The following is a 15,372-nucleotide window of genomic DNA, read 5'->3' as shown; positions in this document are numbered from 1 at the left end:
CTCTCCGCCTTCTGGCCAAGAGGCTGGCACAGCCCTTCAGCAAAGATCCAAGAGACAAGCGGGGGAAGCATATAAGCCCGGCTTATGCATCGGGGCCGCCGCCCGCCCATAGATCCAACTTATGGCTTGCGCGCCAGAACGTCTTGGACCCGGCCCGGCCCGCCTTACAGACTGGGGGCGAAGGCCGGTGCCGGGCCGGCGGAGGGAGGCGGTGATGGACGTGATCGTGGTCGGCGGGGGCCTGATGGGAACGGCGGCGACCTTCTTCCTCGCCCGCCGGGGGCTGCGGGTGGCCTTGATCGAGCGCAATCGCGTGGGCACCGGCGCCACCGTCGCCTCCTTCGGTAATATCCGCCGCACGGGCCGCTATCTGCCCCAGTTGCCGCTCGCCCACCGCTCCCGCGCCCTGTGGGGCGAGGCCGAAACGCTGCTGGGGCGGGACGTGGAATTCCGCGTCACCGGCCATGTGCGCTTCGTTTTCGAGGAGGAGAGCCTGGAGGACATGCGCACCTTCGTGTCGGCGGCGCGGCCCTGGGGGCTCCATCTGGAAGAACTGGGGGCCAATGAGATCCGGGCGCGCTTTCCCGGCCTTGCGCCCGGCGCCATCGCGGCCTCCTATTCGCCACAGGATGGCTGCGGCAATCCCCGGCTGATCGCGGCGGCTTTCGCGGCTGCGGCCAGCCGCCTCGGCGCGCAGATCATCGAAGCGTGCAGCGTCGGCGCCGTGGAGCGGGCGGGGGCCGACTTCCGCGTGGTGACCTCCCAGGGCGTTTTCCAGGCCCCGCGCCTCCTCAATACCGCCGGCGCCTGGGGCGCGCGCATCGCGGCCGGCTTTGGCGAGACGGTGCCGCTGACCCCGCGCGCGCCGCAGATGGGGGTGACCGAGCCCCTCCCGCATCGCATCCTGCCCGTGGTCGGGCTTTGGACCCGCCGTCCGGGCACGGACGCCTATCTGCGCCAGGTGGAGCGCGGCAACATCGTCTTCGGCGGCGCGGTGGAGCGGGGCCATGTGGATCTCGACCCCGGCCACGCCAAGCCTGACCCCACCAAGCTGCCGCGTCAGTTGCAGGCGCTGCAGCGGCTGCTGCCGGCGCTCGCCAAGGTGTCGGTGATCCGCACCTGGTCCGGCTGCGAGGGCTATGTGGCCGACATGCTGCCGGTGATGGGGGCCTCGGCGACGACACCGGGCCTCTATCACGCCTTCGGCTTTTCCGGCCATGGCTTCCAGCTCGGCCCCGGTGTCGGCGACGTCATGGCGGAGCTGATCGCCACCGGGCGGACCGAAACCCCGATCCATGATTTTCGCATCGACCGCTTCGCCGCCGCTGCGGCGTGACGCCCACGCATCCGGCCTGAGTGTCCGCCCCTGCCTGGGCGTGTCCCGAGGCGGCTGCCCGCGGTCCTGCTTTGTCAGTTGCGTTCAAGGAGATGATACCCATGACCATCAAGGGCCTGCGTGATCCCGCGCTCGTGCAGGAGGCTTGCCTCATCGGCGGCCGGTGGAGCGCCGCTGCGAGCGGCCGCACGCTGGATGTGATCGATCCCGCCACGCAGGCAGTGCTGGGAACGGTGCCCGATGCCGGCCGCGCGGAAACCCGCGCCGCCATTGAGGCCGCCTCCGATGCCTTCGGCCCGTGGCGGGCCCGCACGGCGGCCGAGCGGGCTGCGCTCCTGGACGCCTGGCACGGCCTGATGCTGGAGCATCTGGAGGATCTCGCGCTGATCCTGACCCATGAACAGGGCAAGCCCTTGTCGGAGGCGCGCGGTGAGATCCGCTATGGCGCCTCCTTCGTGAAATGGTTCGCGGAAGAAGCGCGACGCATCTATGGGGCGACCATTCCCGCACCGATGGCAGACCGGCGCATCCTGGTGCTGAAGCAGCCTGTCGGCGTGTGCGGCATCGTCACGCCCTGGAATTTTCCCAACGCCATGATCACCCGCAAGGTCGCGCCGGCCCTGGCCGCCGGCTGCACCGTGGTCATCAAGCCCTCGGAACTCACTCCCCTTTCAGCCCTGGCGCTCGGCGTGCTGGCCGAGCGGGCGGGCATTCCCGCCGGCGTCATCAACATCGTCACCGGCCAGCCGGCCGACATCGGCGCCGAGCTCACCGGCAATCTGACGGTGCGCAAGATCTCCTTCACGGGTTCGACCCGCGTCGGTGCCCTGCTCATGCGGCAGGCGGCCGACAGCATCAAGCGGCTGAGCCTGGAACTGGGTGGCAACGCGCCCTTCATCGTCTTCGACGACGCCGACCTCGATCTGGCGGTGGAGGGGGTGATGGCCTCCAAATTCCGCAATGGCGGGCAGACCTGTGTGTGCGCCAACCGCATTCTCGTGCAGGACGGCATCTACGACCGCTTCGCGCAGGCGCTCTCCGCGCGCGTCGCCGCGCTGAAGGTCGGCCCGGGGACGCAGGCGCAGACCGACATCGGCCCGATGATCAACACCGCCGCGCTGGAAAAGATCGAGCGCCATGTGGACGACGCGCTCTCCAAGGGCGCCCGGTGCCTGGCACAAGCGCCGGGCGTGCCGCACGGCGGGCACTATGCGACCCCGACCGTGCTCGGCGATGCCGCCACCCACATGCTGCTGGCGAACGAGGAGACGTTCGGTCCGGTCGCGCCTCTGTTCCGCTTCGGTGGCGAGGACGAGGCCCTCAGTATCGCCAATGGCACGCCCTTCGGGCTCGCCGCCTATTTTTTCACGCAGGACCTGCGCCGCTCCTGGCGCGTGGGCGAGGCGCTGGAATTCGGCATGGTGGGCCTCAACACCGGCGCCATCTCCATGGAAGTCGCGCCCTTCGGCGGGGTCAAGCAATCGGGCCTGGGACGCGAGGGCTCCCACCTCGGGATGGAGGAATATCTGGAAGTGAAGGCCTTCCATATGGGCGGCCTCGCCTGAGGCGCCCGCCGCGGGGGAGGGACGACGGCCTGCACGCGGGAGGTGTTCGCGGCCACCCCCCTGGCATCGCGCGCCTAGGAGGGAATGCGGTTACGTCAACGACGGTCCCCTTGGCCCGCCGCAGCGCGGGATGCCGGCCGGCGCCACCCTCCGATTGCTTCGGGTTTGCGGGTCTGAAATGATAAAGACCGGCATAGCTTTGGCTGAAAAAAATGGCACGTTTCGGCGTTCGTGGTCTCACGGTCATTGCGGGTTTCGGCGCGCTGCTGGCCTTCTCGAGCCTGTTGGCCCTCGCCCAAACCGACGCCCCGCCCCCGCGCACGCAAATCGTGCTTTGGGACGTGCCGGCCATCGACACCTTGCCGGACGACGAGACGGGCCGCCTTGCCCGCTATGGCCGCTCCATCATCGAGGCGACCTACGCCCATATCGGCCCCGCCGCTCCGGTGCCGGAGGATCGCTATGCCGGCAACAATCTGGCCTGCGCCAATTGCCATCTGCGCGGTGGCCTGAAGAAGTTCGGCCTGCCCTTGGTCACGGCGTCAGCCGACTATCCCGCCTATAGCGCCCGCACCGACACCGCCATCTCCATCTTCGACCGCGTCAATCAATGCCTGAAGCGCAGCATGAACGGGCGGCCGATGCCGGAGAGCGCGCGGCCGATGCAGGCGATCCTCACGTATCTGCGCGTTCTGTCGACCAATATTCCGGCGGGCGGAACCATCGTTGGTGCCGCTGCGGGCGCCATGGTCGAGCTGGACCGGCCGGCGGACCCGGCACGGGGCGCGGGAATCTATGCCCGCCAGTGCGCAGAATGCCATCGCCGCGACGGCCTCGGCGTCCGGCGCAACGCGGTCTTGCCGGAGATGGGCTATGCCGTCCCGCCCCTGTGGGGACCGGACAGCTTCAATGATGGCGCGGGCGCCGCCCGGCTCATCACCCTCGCCAATTTCGTCCATGACAACATGCCGAACGGCACCTCCTGGGTCGCCCCGACCCTCGCCCCGGACGAGGCCTGGGACGTGGCCGCGTTCGTGATTTCCCAACCCCGGCCCCGGCTGGCGGGCCTTGAGCGCGACTTTCCCGATCTGCTGCTGAAGCCAGTGGACGCGGCCTATCCGCCCTTTGCGGACAGCTTCCCCGCGGAGCAGCACCGCTACGGCCCCTTCGCGCCTATCCGGGCCGAACTCGCCAGGCTGAAGGAACAGCGCGCAGACATCCCCAACCCCAACGCGCAGGGATGGCGAGGGAGTGACCAATCGGGCCGCTCCGCCGCCCCCTGATGGCAGGCGAGCGCCCGCAGCGGTGAGCTTTGCGCGGGCGTGGGGCAGGTGAGGACGGTGAGGACGGGAGATCGTGTCCCATGGCCTGGTGCGGGTGCAGGCTGATGGATTTGCTCGCTCAAACGATCACAGAACAAAGTAAGTTCGCTTCCCTCCTCTTGCGCCGTGGCGGCGGGGATCAGCCGGTGACGGCCCCGGTGGCAAAGCTGCTGGGTTCGGCCACGACCACGCGATTGCGGCCCGCGGCCTTGGCTTCATAGAGGGCGTGGTCGGCGGCCGCGATGAGAGTGCCCCAGGTTGAGGGACAGGGGCCGTTCACCGCGATGCCGAAGCTGGCAGTGATGCGCAGCGGCTTGTCCAAGCCAAGCTCCAGCTCATGCGCGGCGAGGCGGACCCGCAACCGTTCGGCGAGTTGCAGGGCGTCGGCCTCCTTCACCATGATCAGGAATTCCTCGCCGCCAAACCGGATGCATGGATCGCTCTCGCGCAGCTCCGTGCGGAGCAGATGGCCGAGCGCGCTCAGCACCTTGTCGCCGGCCAGGTGGCCATGCCGGTCGTTGATGCGCTTGAAGTGGTCGATGTCCAGCATGATGGCGGCCATCCCTGCTTCCGGTGTCAGGGGCAGGAGGTGGTCGAGCCGTGCCCGGTTCCCGAGCCCCGTCAGGGGGTCGCGCTCGGCAAGGCCGCGCAGATCGGCGGCGAGGCGCTCGGTGAGCAGGCCCGACACGAAAAGAGCCAGCGCGAAATAGCACAGGATCTGGACGAAGAAGACCAGGGCCAGCCGTTCCGGCGGTGCGACCCCGGCCAGGATGAGGGCGAGCCCAAGGAGGAAGGAGAGCGCGAAGACGACCAGCAGTGCGGTCAGGAGGGTGCGCGAGCGCAAGGGCTCAGCGGCGTCGTCGCGGTGGATGTTCAAGGCCGCGGCCGAAAGGAAACCCAAGCTCGCCAGATGGAAGATCGTCGCGCGCCGGAGATCCAATGCCAGGGATCCGGTGGCGGCCGCGAGCACGAGGCAGCCAAGGGGCACCACCACCACGATCCAGCCGTCGCGCGCCCGCTTGTGTCCGCGGCTCAGCCGGCACAAGCCCGCCCAGAGCAGTCCGTAGCCGGTTATGCCCAACCAGAGGCTGGCGCCTTCCCACACCTCCGTCGCCAGCCGGTTCTGCGCGCCCATGGCCGCCAGGAAGGCGCCGAGCGCCTGTGTCCCGTAGCCCATTCCGAGCCAAGTCAGGGCGCCGGGCTTCACGCCGAGGCGGCGAAAATGGAAGAAGGCGCCGCAGCCCGCCAGAAGCACCGACACGTGCAGCATGAGAACGGTTGAGAGGTTGAGTTCGATCATGGGCGGTGGCTGAAAGGCGCAGGCGGGTGACTACGATACCACGAACGGAGCCTTAGACCCGTGCGGATGGCGGAAGGGCAGCGCTGTCCCGCCGGCAACGTGAGCGCCCCTAAACCCTCGGGGCGGCCGGCGCCTCGTCTTCCTGATCGTCCGCATGCCCTTGAGAGGTCAAAGGCACCGGGCGTCGTGGGTCATATGCGATATGACGTGGTGGAACATAAGTCCCGCCCGGTCATTGGCCTTGGACAGGCAAGGAGCAGGACATGACCGAGCGCGCCCACCACGAAGCCTATGACCAGCCCGTGGGAGGGTGGGGGTCCGTCAAGTCGCTGGCCAAGCATTCGCTGGAGGAGAGGGCGGTGGCCGCCTTGGCGCCGCTGATGACGGACCACAACAAGACCGGCGGATACATGTGCACCAGCTGCGCCTGGGCCAAGCCCGCGCAGCCTCATGTGGCGGAGTTCTGCGAGAACGGCGCCAAGGCGACGTTCTGGGATGCCACATCCGACCGCGCCACGCCCGATTTCTTCGCCCGCCACACCGTGAGCGAACTGCTCGGCTGGTCGGACCATGATCTGGAGAAGCAGGGCCGCATCACCCATCCCCTGCGCTATGATCCGGCGACCGACACGTATTTGGAAGTGCCGTGGGAGGCGGCGTTTACCGAGATTGGCGCCCAGTTGCGCAACTTCCCGCCGCAGGAGGTGATCTTCTACGCGTCCGGCCGCGCTTCGCTGGAAACCTCCTACATGTACCAGCTGCTGGCGCGGCTCTATGGCTGCAACAACCTGCCGGACAGCTCCAATATGTGCCACGAGACCACGTCCGTGGCCCTGCCGCCCAGCATCGGCACGTCCGTGGGCACGGTGCTGCTGGAGGATTTCGACAAGACCGACTGCATCTTCGCCTTCGGCCAGAATGTGGGCTCAAACGCCCCGCGCATGCTGCATGTGCTCCAGGAGGCGCGGGAGCGCGACGTCCCCATCGTCGTGTTCAACCCCTTGCGAGAAAAGGGCTGGGAGGAATTCGTCAATCCCCAGCGCCCGGGCCAGATGCTCACCAACAGCCCGACCCCCATTGCCACCCAATACTACCAGGTGCGCGCGGGCGGGGACATTGCGGCCATGCTGGGCATGGCGAAAACGCTTTTCGCCCTGGAGGACGAGGCCCGCGCGGCTGGCGGCGCACCGGTGCTCGACCGGGACTTCATCGCCACGCATACCGATGGCTTTGCCGCCTTCGAGGTGCTGGTGCGGGAGACCGGCTGGGACGAGATCCGCCTCGCCTCCGGCCTGTCGCAATCGGCCCTGGAGGCGGCGGCGGTGACGTTTTCCCGCGCCAAGGCGGTGATCGGCATTTACGGCATGGGCCTCACCCAGCACCGCCTCGGCATCGACAATGTGCAGATGCTGGTGAACCTGCTGCTCATGGGGGGCCATATGGGCAAGCCTGGCGCCGGCATCTGCCCGGTGCGGGGCCATTCCAATGTTCAGGGCCAGCGCACCGTCGGGATTGCGGAAAAGGTGGACCTTGTCCCGCTCGACCGCATGGCCGAGCAGTTCGGCTTCGACCCGCCGCGCCAGGACGGCCTCAACACGGTGGAGGCGTGCGAGGCGATGGTCGAAGGGCGGCTGCGGGCCTTCATCGGCCTCGGCGGCAATTTCGTGCGCGCCATTCCCGAGCGCACCTTGATGGAAGAGAAGTGGCGGGGGCTCGATCTGTCCGTCCAGGTGGCCACCAAGCTCAACCGCACCCATCTCGTCACCGCCCGCACCACCTTCCTCCTGCCGACCCTGGTGCGCTCGGAGATCGACCTGCAGGCGAGCGGGCCCCAGATCGTCACCATGGAGGATTCGACCACCTGCATTCACGCCTCGCGCGGCAAGTTCGAGCCGGCGGCGCCGACCCTCCTGTCGGAACCCCGCATCGTGGCGGAGATCGCCAAGGCCACCTTGCCGCCCAACCCGCGCGTGCCCTGGGACGATTGGGTGGCGGATTATGGCCGGGTGCGCGAGGCCATTGAGGCGTCCTTTCCGAAAGACTTCCATGATTTCAATGCCCGGCTGGACACGCCCGGCGGCTTTCCCCGGCCCGTTCCAGCCCGCGAGCGCATCTGGGAGACCCCCAACGGCAAGGCCAATTTCCACATTCCCGCCGGCCTGTGCGCAAGCTTCGACGATGGCGCGGATGCGGACATTCTGCGTCTCGTCACCCTGCGCTCCAACGACCAGTTCAACACCACCATCTATGGCTATGTGGATCGCCCGCGCGGGCTCAGCGGCTCGCGCATGATCATCATGATGAATCGCGACGACCGGCTGCGGCTCGGCCTCGCCGCCAATGGGGAGGCCCGCATCGTGACCGCGGTGGAGGACGGCATCCATCGGGAAATGACTGGCTTCCAGGTGATCGATTACGACCTGCCGCCCGGCACCTGTGCCTCCTACTACCCCGAATGCAATGCCCTGATGCCGCTTTGGCACCATGACCGGGAATCCAAGACGCCGGCCGCCAAGTCCGTGCCGGTGCATGTCCTGCCGGCCTGAGGCGGGGTGGGAGGGCGGAAGGTCCGCCCGCCCTTGTCCACCGGCACGCGCGGCCTTTCGGGGAACCCTTTGCCGCGCGTGCCGTTGCGTAAGGCAGCGCCGGAGCGCGGGGCGCGTGCGCTCTGGCCGGGCCTTACCCTTCCGGGCGGCCCTCCCGCTCGCGGCGTTGCGCCTTGCCGTCAGTTGCCCGGAGGCCGGAATGGATGACATCCCCTATTGCGGACCCGCCCCCGTGCCGGAGGCGCTGTGGGCGAGTTGGAACCTCGCTTTGTGGCCCATCCTCCTGTCCCTGGCCCCGCTCCTCGCCGCGCTGTGCCTCCCCCGCATGCGAAAGGGACCGGCGGCCCTCGCCGGGGCGGCCCTGTGCGTGGCGTTCGTCTCGCCCTTGTGCGCGCTGACGGTGGCGCTGTTCTCGGCGCGGGCGGTGCATCACTTGGTGCTGGTGCTGATCGCCGCGCCGGCGCTCGCCCTGGCTTGGCCGCGGGCGCTTCCCGGCGGGTGGACAGTGGGCTTCCTCGGCCTGTCGGGCATGCTGTGGCTGTGGCATCTGCCGGCGGCCTATGGGCTCGCCTGGAGCAGCACCCCCTTCTACTGGCTGATGCAGGCGGGCCTGGTGGGCGCGGCTGTCCTGTTCTGGTCCCATGTCTTCCACGGCGCGCAGGCATGGGAGCGCCTCTCGGGCGCGGGGGTGATCCTTGCCGTGGCGGGACAAATGGGGCTGATCGGCGCCATCCTCGCCTTCGCGCCGCGCCTCATCTATCCCCAGCATCTGGGCGTGACCTTGCCCTATGGCCTGGATGCCCTGGCGGACCAGCAACTGGCCGGCCTCGTCATGTGGGTGCCGGGCATGGTGCCGCTGGCGGTGCTCAGCCTCCTGCTGCTGCGGCGCGGCTGGCGGGAGGCGGCGCAAGCATGATCGCGCTCCTCAAGGCCGTCCATATCGCGGCGCTCAGCCTGTGGTGTGCCGGGCTCATCGCGCTGCCGGTGGTGCTGCATGCCTATGGTCGGCGGGAGGAGGTGCGCACCCAGGCGGGCTTCTCCGAATTCCGGCTGCTGATCCATGCCGCTTATACCCGCATCGTGACCCCCGCCGCGATCCTCGCCATCATCGCCGGCACGGTTCTGTTCTTGACGCTGGAGCTGCGGGATTACTGGCTGATGGCCAAGCTCGTGGCGGTGGTGGGCATGGTGCTGGTCCATGCCTGGCTTGGGCATCTTGCCGTCCAGGCCTCCGAGGCGCGGGGCGACTATGACATGCCGCCGGCGGCGTTCATCGCGCTGCCGGCCGGCTTCCTGTGCATGGGGGCGGTGCTCTTTCTCGTCCTCGCCAAGCCCGACCTGCAGCCGCTGGTGGATGCGTTGCCGCAGGATCTCAAGACCCCTCAGGACCGGTCTTTGCCGTCGGTGCTGGTGCCGATTTGATAGTCGAAGACGAGCTTCCCCCCATGCCAGCCGGTCAGCGCGGTCATCCCCGCCGCCACCAGCGACAGGGCCAGCCCCACCGGCAGCACCGCTCCGTCGGGGTTGCCGATGCGCACCAGCCAGTTGGCGCCGAGGATCGAGAGCAACATCACTGCGAGGATGAAGTGCGTCCAGCTGGACGAACGGTTGCGGATGCCGCGCACCAGCAGCAATTCGGCAGCCCCGGTGAGGCCCGCCAGCACGCCCATCACGAAGGCGCCGAACACCGCATAGCCGGCCGCATGGGACCAGAAGCTCGACCCGGTCCACAGATAGAGCAGGTCCGCGCCCAGCGTGCAGAAGGACAGCGCGATGGGAAAGGCCACCAGCATGGCGTGGAGGGGATGGCCGGCAAGGGCGATGCGGGATTCGGTGTCCTCAAGGGCCCGCCGTTCCTCCAGCGGGTCCAAGAGGGGGGCGCGCGTCTCCATGCAATGTCCTTTGCGTCAAAGGGGGCCTCTCCGGTGAAGTGCGCGGCGCTGCTGGGGGTTCCCCTTCTGCTGGCAGGATGCCGGGGGCCGCTCTCCGCGCTTTCCCCCGCGGGGCCGGTGGCGCAGGACGTGGCCGGGTTGTGGTGGGCGATGTTGACCGGGGCGGCGGGGCTTACCGGGATGGTGCTGGCGCTGGTGGCCATGGGCTTCGGCCGGCCCCGGCAGGTGCGGGAAGGGCGCTGGTCTTTCGGGCTCGGGGTCTGGTTCCCGCTCGGCGTGCTCACCCTCGCCCTGGCGGGGGCCATCTGGGTGGGTGAACGCATCCTGCCCCATGGGCCGGCGCTGGAGGTGCGCGCCCATGCCCGGCAATGGTCCTGGACCTTCACCCATGAGGGTCCCGACGGCCCGGTGGAAACGCAAGGCGTGCTCCATGTGCCGGCGGGCCAGCCGGTGGACGTGCTGATCACCGCCGCCGATGTGATCCATTCCTTCTGGGTGCCCCGGCTCGGCGGCAAGATGGACGCCATTCCCGGGCGGACCAACCGCCTGCGCATCCAGGCGGACCGCCCCGGCACCTATGAGGGCCTGTGCGCGGAATTTTGTGGCCTGGACCATGCCGACATGCGCTTCGACGTGATCGCCCACGATCCGGCCCTGTGGCCCCCGCGGCTGACGCAGGCGCCCCGCCCATGACGACGCCATCCCTTTCGCCAACCCCTTCGCCGCCCCCTTCGCCCCAGCCGTCCGAGATGGTTCCGCACGGCGCCAATCCCCGCCGCCGGGCGCTCGCCCTTCACCGGCAGCTCGATGCCGTCTGGCGCAACGATCCCGGCCTCATGGGCCAGGTCACCAGCCTCAGCCATGCCACGCTCGGCCTGCGCTTCATGGCCACCGCCTTCGTCTTCTTCGGCATTGGCGGGTTGCTGGCCATGCTGATCCGGGCGCAACTGGCCACCCCGCACGGCGCCTTCCTCGACAACGGGCTCTACAACCAGATCTTCACGATGCACGGCAGCATCATGATGTTCCTGTTCGCCATCCCGTTGCTGGAGGGGCTGGCCATGTTCCTCTTGCCGAAGATGCTGGGCACGCGGGACCTCGCCTTTCCCCGCCTCTCGGCGCTCGGCTATTGGTGCTATCTCCTCGGCGGCACCATCCTCATCGCCGCGCTGCTGGCGGGGGTGGCGCCGGCGGAGGGGTGGTTCATGTACACGCCCCTCTCCGGCCGCGCCTATGCGCCGGGAATCAATGCGGATGTGTGGCTGCTGGGGGTGACCTTCGTCGAGATTTCCGCCCTTTCGGCCGCCATCGAGCTGATGGTCTCCATCCTGCGCCTGCGGGCCCCGGGCATGAAGCTGACCCAGATGCCGCTCTTTGCCTGGTACATGCTGGGCACGGCGGCCATGATGCTGGCGGGCTTTCCCCCGCTCATCCTCGGCTCGGTGCTGCTGGAACTGGAACGCGCCTTCGGCTGGCCCTTCTTCGATCCGACGCGGGGCGGGGATCCGCTTTTGTGGCAGCACCTGTTCTGGCTGTTCGGGCACCCGGAGGTCTACATCATCTTCCTGCCGGCGGCGGGGGTGCTTTCCACCATCATCCCGGTGCTTTCGCGCACCACCATCGTCGGCTATGGCGCCATCGTCGCGGCCATTTTGGGCATGGTTTTCTTGAGCTTCGGGCTGTGGGTGCACCACATGTTCGCGGTGGGCATTCCCCATCTGGCGCTCGCCTTCTTCTCCGCCGCCTCCATGCTGGTGGCGGTGCCCACCGCCGTGCAGGTCTTCTCCTGGATCGGCACATTGTGGCGGGGGCGGCCACAGCTGAAGCTGCCCATGCTCTATGTGCTGGGCTTCTTCCTGACCTTCGTCATGGGCGGGCTCACGGGGGTGATGCTGGCGGTGGTGCCGTTCAACTGGCAGGTGCACGACACCGCCTTCGTGACGGCGCATCTGCATTATGTGCTGATCGGCGGCTTCGTCTTTCCCATGCTGGCGGGGGTGACGTGGTGGATGCCCATGATGAGCGGGCGCACCCGCATCAAGGGCCTGGGCGAGGCAGCCTTCGTCCTGATCCTGGTGGGCTTCCACGGTACGTTCTTCCTGATGCACCTGACCGGCCTGATGGGCATGCCGCGCCGCATTCCCTCCTATGCCGGCAATCCCGAATGGGTGCTCCTCAACCTCGCCTCGTCCTTCTTCGGCTTCGTCATGGCCATCGGCTTCGCGACATTCCTGATCGATGTCGCCCTTCAGGCGGGGCTGGGCAAGCGCAGCCGGCGCAATCCATGGGGCGCGCCCACGTTGGACTGGGCGCTGGCCCTGCCGCCGCCCAACTACAATTTCGCTTCCCTTCCCGGACCTCATCTGCAGGCGCGGGCGGAGGGCGCGGCCCTGCCGCTGGCGCGCGGGGAGGGGATGCTACCCGGGGCGCCGCGCGGCCTGCGCGAGATCCTCGTCACCTCCGTGGGCACGGCGCAGCCGGAGCATGTGGCGATCCTGCCCTTCAACACGCGGCTCCCGCTCCTGCTGGCGCTCGCCATCTGTGCCTTCGTGCTCTTGATGCTGTTCGGCCAGTATGCGCTGGCGCCGTTGGCGCTCATTCCCGTGGCGGGCCTCATCTGGATCTGGGCGCGCCGGGCGCCCGCCCCGCTGCCCGGCCTTGAGGGGGTGGACGTGGCCCCAGATCTGCACTTGCCCTTCGTGCCGGGCCATGGGCCGACCTTGACCCAGAGCGGCCTGCTCGCCCTGCTGTTCGCCGACGGGGTCTTCTACGCCTCGCTGCTGTTCGGCCTTGCCTATCTCGGGGTCGTGACGCCCGGCACACCGCCGCCCTGGCCTTTGGAGGGCATGCCCCTGCCTATGGGCGTTGCGGCCGTGCTGGGCCTGCTGGCCCTGGCCGCCGCCAGCGCCCGCGGCCTCAGCCGCACGCCGGCCGGCCGGCCTGTGACCGGCCTCCTCGCTGGAGCGGTGGCCGCCAATGGCGGAGCGCTCGTCGTGCTCGGGGGAATCGCCCTTGTGCTCCTGCCCGACCCCACCCGCCACGCGGCGGATGCGGTGCGCATGGCCATCTTGGCCTATGCCGGGCTTCATGTGGCCGTTGCGCTGCTCTTCAGCGCCTTCGCGCTGGAGACGGCCTGGCGCGGGATGCCGGCCGCTGGCGCGGTGCGCGCCTGGAGCATCTGGCAGGGCTTCACGCTGGTCGTGGCCGCAATTGGCGCGGCGGCGCTGTTCGCTCAGGCAGGTGTCCCGTGAGCCGGCGGCCGGGACCGGCCTGGCTCGGCTGGCTGATCGCCGGGCCCACCCTGTGGGCGGTCGCCTTCTCAGCCTCTTATGGCCTTCACGGCCTTGGCTGCGCCCTGGGCTGGCCTGCGATCGCCATCGGCCCCGTGAGCCTGGACCGCGCCGTCATCCTGCTGGTGGGGCTGGCAACGCTGGCAGCGTGCCTCGCCTTGCTGGCGCGGGTGAAGGCGCATCTCGGGTCGGAAGCGGCACTGCCCCGCCTCGGGCTCTGGATCGGTCTCGGGGCGACGGCCTTCACGCTGGCGCCGGTGCTGGTGGCCTCCACCTGCTAGAGCCCGATCCGAGGATTGACGCAAACTGGTCGAAGCGCGCGAGGCTACCAGGTGGGCAGGCGGATGACGTTCTTCACCTGGTCGGTCACCGAGGCGAGCGCGGTGCGTGTGGCATCCACCGTGCGGTCCAGGAGGTTGGGCTCGGGCGGCGGCTGATGGGAGAGCGGCTGGGGCGGGCGCAGGCTCGCCGTCGTGCCGGCGCTGGTGGCCGGGGCCGCTGCATTCACCACGGGGGCGGCGGTTCGGGTGGCGGGATCGCGGCTGTCGCAGGCCGGATTGCAGGCGTCGAAGCGCTCGACCCCCGCGGGCAGGGCGGGCGGCGTCGGCAAGGTGGAGCGGACCGCCACGGCCTTTACGTTCGGCACCGGCAGCGAGGGGCGCGGCACCGGCTCGGGCGCGGGCGCCGCGGCAAGCGCCGCGGGGGCGGCCGGGGCAGGGGAGGGGAATTCAAACAGGCCCGGCTCGGCCGGCGCGGGGCTGCTGCTGGCCCAAGGGTGGGGCGCCGCGTCGCGGGCGGGCAGGAGGCGCGGCAGGACACCCGCCCCGAACGCCGCCACCGCGCATCCGGCGAGCGCGAGGCCGGCGATGCGCGCGGTCAGGGTCCGCGGACGCAGGAAGTGGCGAGGGAACAGATCGGGCACGGCGGTCGCTCCTGTTGAGCCAGGTCCATCATGTCACCGCAGCCTTACGGCACCATTACCGCCGGGCAGGGCATGCGCGGCCGGACGCCACGCTTCAAAGCCTGTTCTGGGCGGTGACCGCGGCGATTTTTGGTCGCTCCCGTGGCCGTGCGCGACGCTGAGCCGACTGAGTGTAAGCTCATGTTTCCGGCCCGCTTTCCGCCACAATTCACCGATGCCGTCCGGTCTCCCGCCGCCCCCGGGGGGCGTCACGCTTGCGCCCCTGCAACACGGCCCCTTGCAGACTTCAAGGAAACCTCCTATCCCACGGCGGCTTTTTTCGCCTTCGCGGCGCGCCACCGACCACCATTGAGAGAGAACGATGGCCAAAGAGAAATTCAACCGCTCGAAGCCGCACTGCAACATCGGCACGATCGGCTCCGTCCGCTCCCGCGCGGGGATTTGTGGCCTCGGCCCTGCGCCGCGTGGGCAACAGGTTCTCCCATCAGCACCGGCCGAACCAGAACCGGATCGGTGCGCCTGGGCCTTCAGCCTCCTCTGCTAACGGGCGCGAGGTGCGTTATTCCCCGTCCCGTCGGACACCCGCCCCCAACACCACCCGTCAGGCCGCTCCGGACGCGCCCCTCCTTGGTGCCAGGTGAGACAAACATAACAGAGGTCTGGCGAAATAGGAATATGGTCTAGGATAAAATTCTCTAAACTCTCTGCACTGCCCCAGGTTCGCTCCCGCTCCGCGTGGGGCGATTCTGCGCGCCGGAACCCGCAAGAGGGAGGGGCAGCCGTATCCCTGTCGCCTCCCATTTCTGCCTGTGGAAAAGTGATGACGCCGTAAGTGTATGATATTCATATATAAAATTCGGATCGTGGTGGTGTCATCCACATGACGGCGCTCCCGCCCGGACAAATCGAGAAGAGGGGAGTTGCAATCCCCGCCAGCATTTGGCATACGAACGCACCGCTGGCCGAGACATCGGGTCGGCAGATGGATGCGGGTGTAGCTCAGGGGTAGAGCACAACCTTGCCAAGGTTGGGGTCGAGGGTTCGAATCCCTTCGCCCGCTCCAAATTTTCCCAATAAAATCTGATAGTTAGCAAACGCCCTTCGGGGCGTTTTCTGCTTAGATTCGCCCTCGAACGCGACATTCTGAGCAGAATCTATGCTCCCGGAAGAAAATTCCCGGATGCCATGGCGTGCGTTCG

12 protein-coding genes and 1 tRNA gene are annotated in these 15,372 nt (G+C 68.6%); 10 read left to right on the top strand and 3 right to left on the bottom strand.

The window, feature by feature from the left end:
* Positions 1 to 214: 214 nt before the first annotated feature.
* The 3 genes from J5J86_RS21335 to J5J86_RS21325 all read left to right on the top strand — a co-directional run bounded on the left by J5J86_RS21335 (position 215) and on the right by J5J86_RS21325 (position 4,184).
* On the top strand, positions 215 to 1,336 hold the full coding sequence (locus J5J86_RS21335) for an NAD(P)/FAD-dependent oxidoreductase (protein WP_209101918.1): 1,122 nt from the start codon (positions 215 to 217) through the stop codon (positions 1,334 to 1,336).
* A 107-nt stretch (positions 1,337 to 1,443) separates the two neighbouring features.
* Complete coding sequence (locus J5J86_RS21330; RefSeq protein WP_247658651.1) at positions 1,444 to 2,901, top strand: NAD-dependent succinate-semialdehyde dehydrogenase; 1,458 nt, start codon at positions 1,444 to 1,446, stop codon at positions 2,899 to 2,901.
* 212 nt (positions 2,902 to 3,113) lie between these two features.
* Complete coding sequence (locus J5J86_RS21325; protein WP_209101915.1) at positions 3,114 to 4,184, top strand: c-type cytochrome; 1,071 nt, start codon at positions 3,114 to 3,116, stop codon at positions 4,182 to 4,184.
* Between the two features lie 178 nt (positions 4,185 to 4,362).
* Here J5J86_RS21325 and J5J86_RS21320 read toward each other — a convergent pair whose 3' ends face one another.
* The gene (locus J5J86_RS21320) at positions 4,363 to 5,523 is read right to left on the bottom strand and encodes a GGDEF domain-containing protein (protein WP_209101914.1); all 1,161 of its coding nucleotides are present in this window, start codon (positions 5,521 to 5,523) and stop codon (positions 4,363 to 4,365) included.
* A 263-nt stretch (positions 5,524 to 5,786) separates the two neighbouring features.
* Here J5J86_RS21320 and J5J86_RS21315 point away from each other — a divergent pair, with 263 nt between their 5' ends.
* The 3 genes from J5J86_RS21315 to J5J86_RS21305 all read left to right on the top strand — a co-directional run bounded on the left by J5J86_RS21315 (position 5,787) and on the right by J5J86_RS21305 (position 9,491).
* On the top strand, positions 5,787 to 8,069 hold the full coding sequence (locus J5J86_RS21315) for an FdhF/YdeP family oxidoreductase (protein ID WP_209101912.1): 2,283 nt from the start codon (positions 5,787 to 5,789) through the stop codon (positions 8,067 to 8,069).
* A gap of 199 nt (positions 8,070 to 8,268) precedes the next feature.
* Entirely contained in the window at positions 8,269 to 8,985 is a 717-nt protein-coding gene (locus J5J86_RS21310; protein WP_209101910.1) for a cytochrome c oxidase assembly protein, read from the top strand.
* Complete coding sequence (locus J5J86_RS21305) at positions 8,982 to 9,491, top strand: CopD family protein (protein WP_209101908.1); 510 nt, start codon at positions 8,982 to 8,984, stop codon at positions 9,489 to 9,491. The genes J5J86_RS21310 and J5J86_RS21305 overlap by 4 nt, the downstream gene beginning before the upstream one ends.
* Here J5J86_RS21305 and J5J86_RS21300 read toward each other — a convergent pair.
* Entirely contained in the window at positions 9,452 to 9,961 is a 510-nt protein-coding gene (locus J5J86_RS21300; RefSeq protein WP_209101906.1) for a DUF2231 domain-containing protein, read from the bottom strand. The genes J5J86_RS21305 and J5J86_RS21300 overlap by 40 nt on opposite strands.
* A gap of 33 nt (positions 9,962 to 9,994) precedes the next feature.
* Here J5J86_RS21300 and J5J86_RS21295 point away from each other — a divergent pair, with 33 nt between their 5' ends.
* The 3 genes from J5J86_RS21295 to J5J86_RS21285 are packed head-to-tail and all read left to right on the top strand — an operon-like array spanning position 9,995 to position 13,532.
* Entirely contained in the window at positions 9,995 to 10,654 is a 660-nt protein-coding gene (locus tag J5J86_RS21295) for a cytochrome c oxidase subunit II (protein WP_209101904.1), read from the top strand.
* A gap of 56 nt (positions 10,655 to 10,710) precedes the next feature.
* Positions 10,711 to 13,212 carry a cytochrome c oxidase subunit I gene (gene ctaD, locus J5J86_RS21290; protein ID WP_209105489.1) on the top strand — a complete coding sequence of 834 codons (2,502 nt, stop codon included), beginning with the start codon at positions 10,711 to 10,713 and terminating at the stop codon, positions 13,210 to 13,212.
* The gene (locus J5J86_RS21285; protein WP_209101903.1) at positions 13,209 to 13,532 is read left to right on the top strand and encodes a hypothetical protein; all 324 of its coding nucleotides are present in this window, start codon (positions 13,209 to 13,211) and stop codon (positions 13,530 to 13,532) included. Before ctaD ends, J5J86_RS21285 begins: the two co-directional genes overlap by 4 nt.
* A gap of 44 nt (positions 13,533 to 13,576) precedes the next feature.
* On the opposite strand, the gene J5J86_RS21280 is transcribed toward J5J86_RS21285, so the two are convergent.
* Positions 13,577 to 14,173, bottom strand: a complete 597-nt coding sequence (locus J5J86_RS21280) for a hypothetical protein (protein ID WP_209101901.1) — start codon at positions 14,171 to 14,173, stop codon at positions 13,577 to 13,579.
* 988 nt (positions 14,174 to 15,161) lie between these two features.
* On the opposite strand from J5J86_RS21280, the gene J5J86_RS21275 reads away from it, so the two are divergent.
* A tRNA-Gly gene (locus J5J86_RS21275) sits at positions 15,162 to 15,236 on the top strand.
* Positions 15,237 to 15,372 lie beyond the last annotated feature (136 nt).

Origin of the sequence: Aquabacter sp. L1I39 (genome assembly GCF_017742835.1) — a bacterium.
In the GTDB taxonomy this organism is placed as follows: Bacteria; Pseudomonadota; Alphaproteobacteria; order Rhizobiales; family Xanthobacteraceae; genus L1I39.
Note: the sequence above shows the minus strand (reverse complement) of the source record. Positions and strands in the feature narration are given on the sequence as shown.

Coding starts and splice junctions, on each gene's coding strand:
- J5J86_RS21335 (WP_209101918.1), top strand. CDS start 215: ATGGACGTGATCGTGGTCGGCGGGGGCCTGATGGGAACGGCGGCGACC.
- J5J86_RS21325 (WP_209101915.1), top strand. CDS start 3,114: ATGGCACGTTTCGGCGTTCGTGGTCTCACGGTCATTGCGGGTTTCGGC.
- J5J86_RS21320 (WP_209101914.1), bottom strand. CDS start 5,523: ATGATCGAACTCAACCTCTCAACCGTTCTCATGCTGCACGTGTCGGTG.
- J5J86_RS21315 (WP_209101912.1), top strand. CDS start 5,787: ATGACCGAGCGCGCCCACCACGAAGCCTATGACCAGCCCGTGGGAGGG.
- J5J86_RS21310 (WP_209101910.1), top strand. CDS start 8,269: ATGGATGACATCCCCTATTGCGGACCCGCCCCCGTGCCGGAGGCGCTG.
- J5J86_RS21305 (WP_209101908.1), top strand. CDS start 8,982: ATGATCGCGCTCCTCAAGGCCGTCCATATCGCGGCGCTCAGCCTGTGG.
- J5J86_RS21300 (WP_209101906.1), bottom strand. CDS start 9,961: ATGGAGACGCGCGCCCCCCTCTTGGACCCGCTGGAGGAACGGCGGGCC.
- ctaD (WP_209105489.1), top strand. CDS start 10,711: ATGGTTCCGCACGGCGCCAATCCCCGCCGCCGGGCGCTCGCCCTTCAC.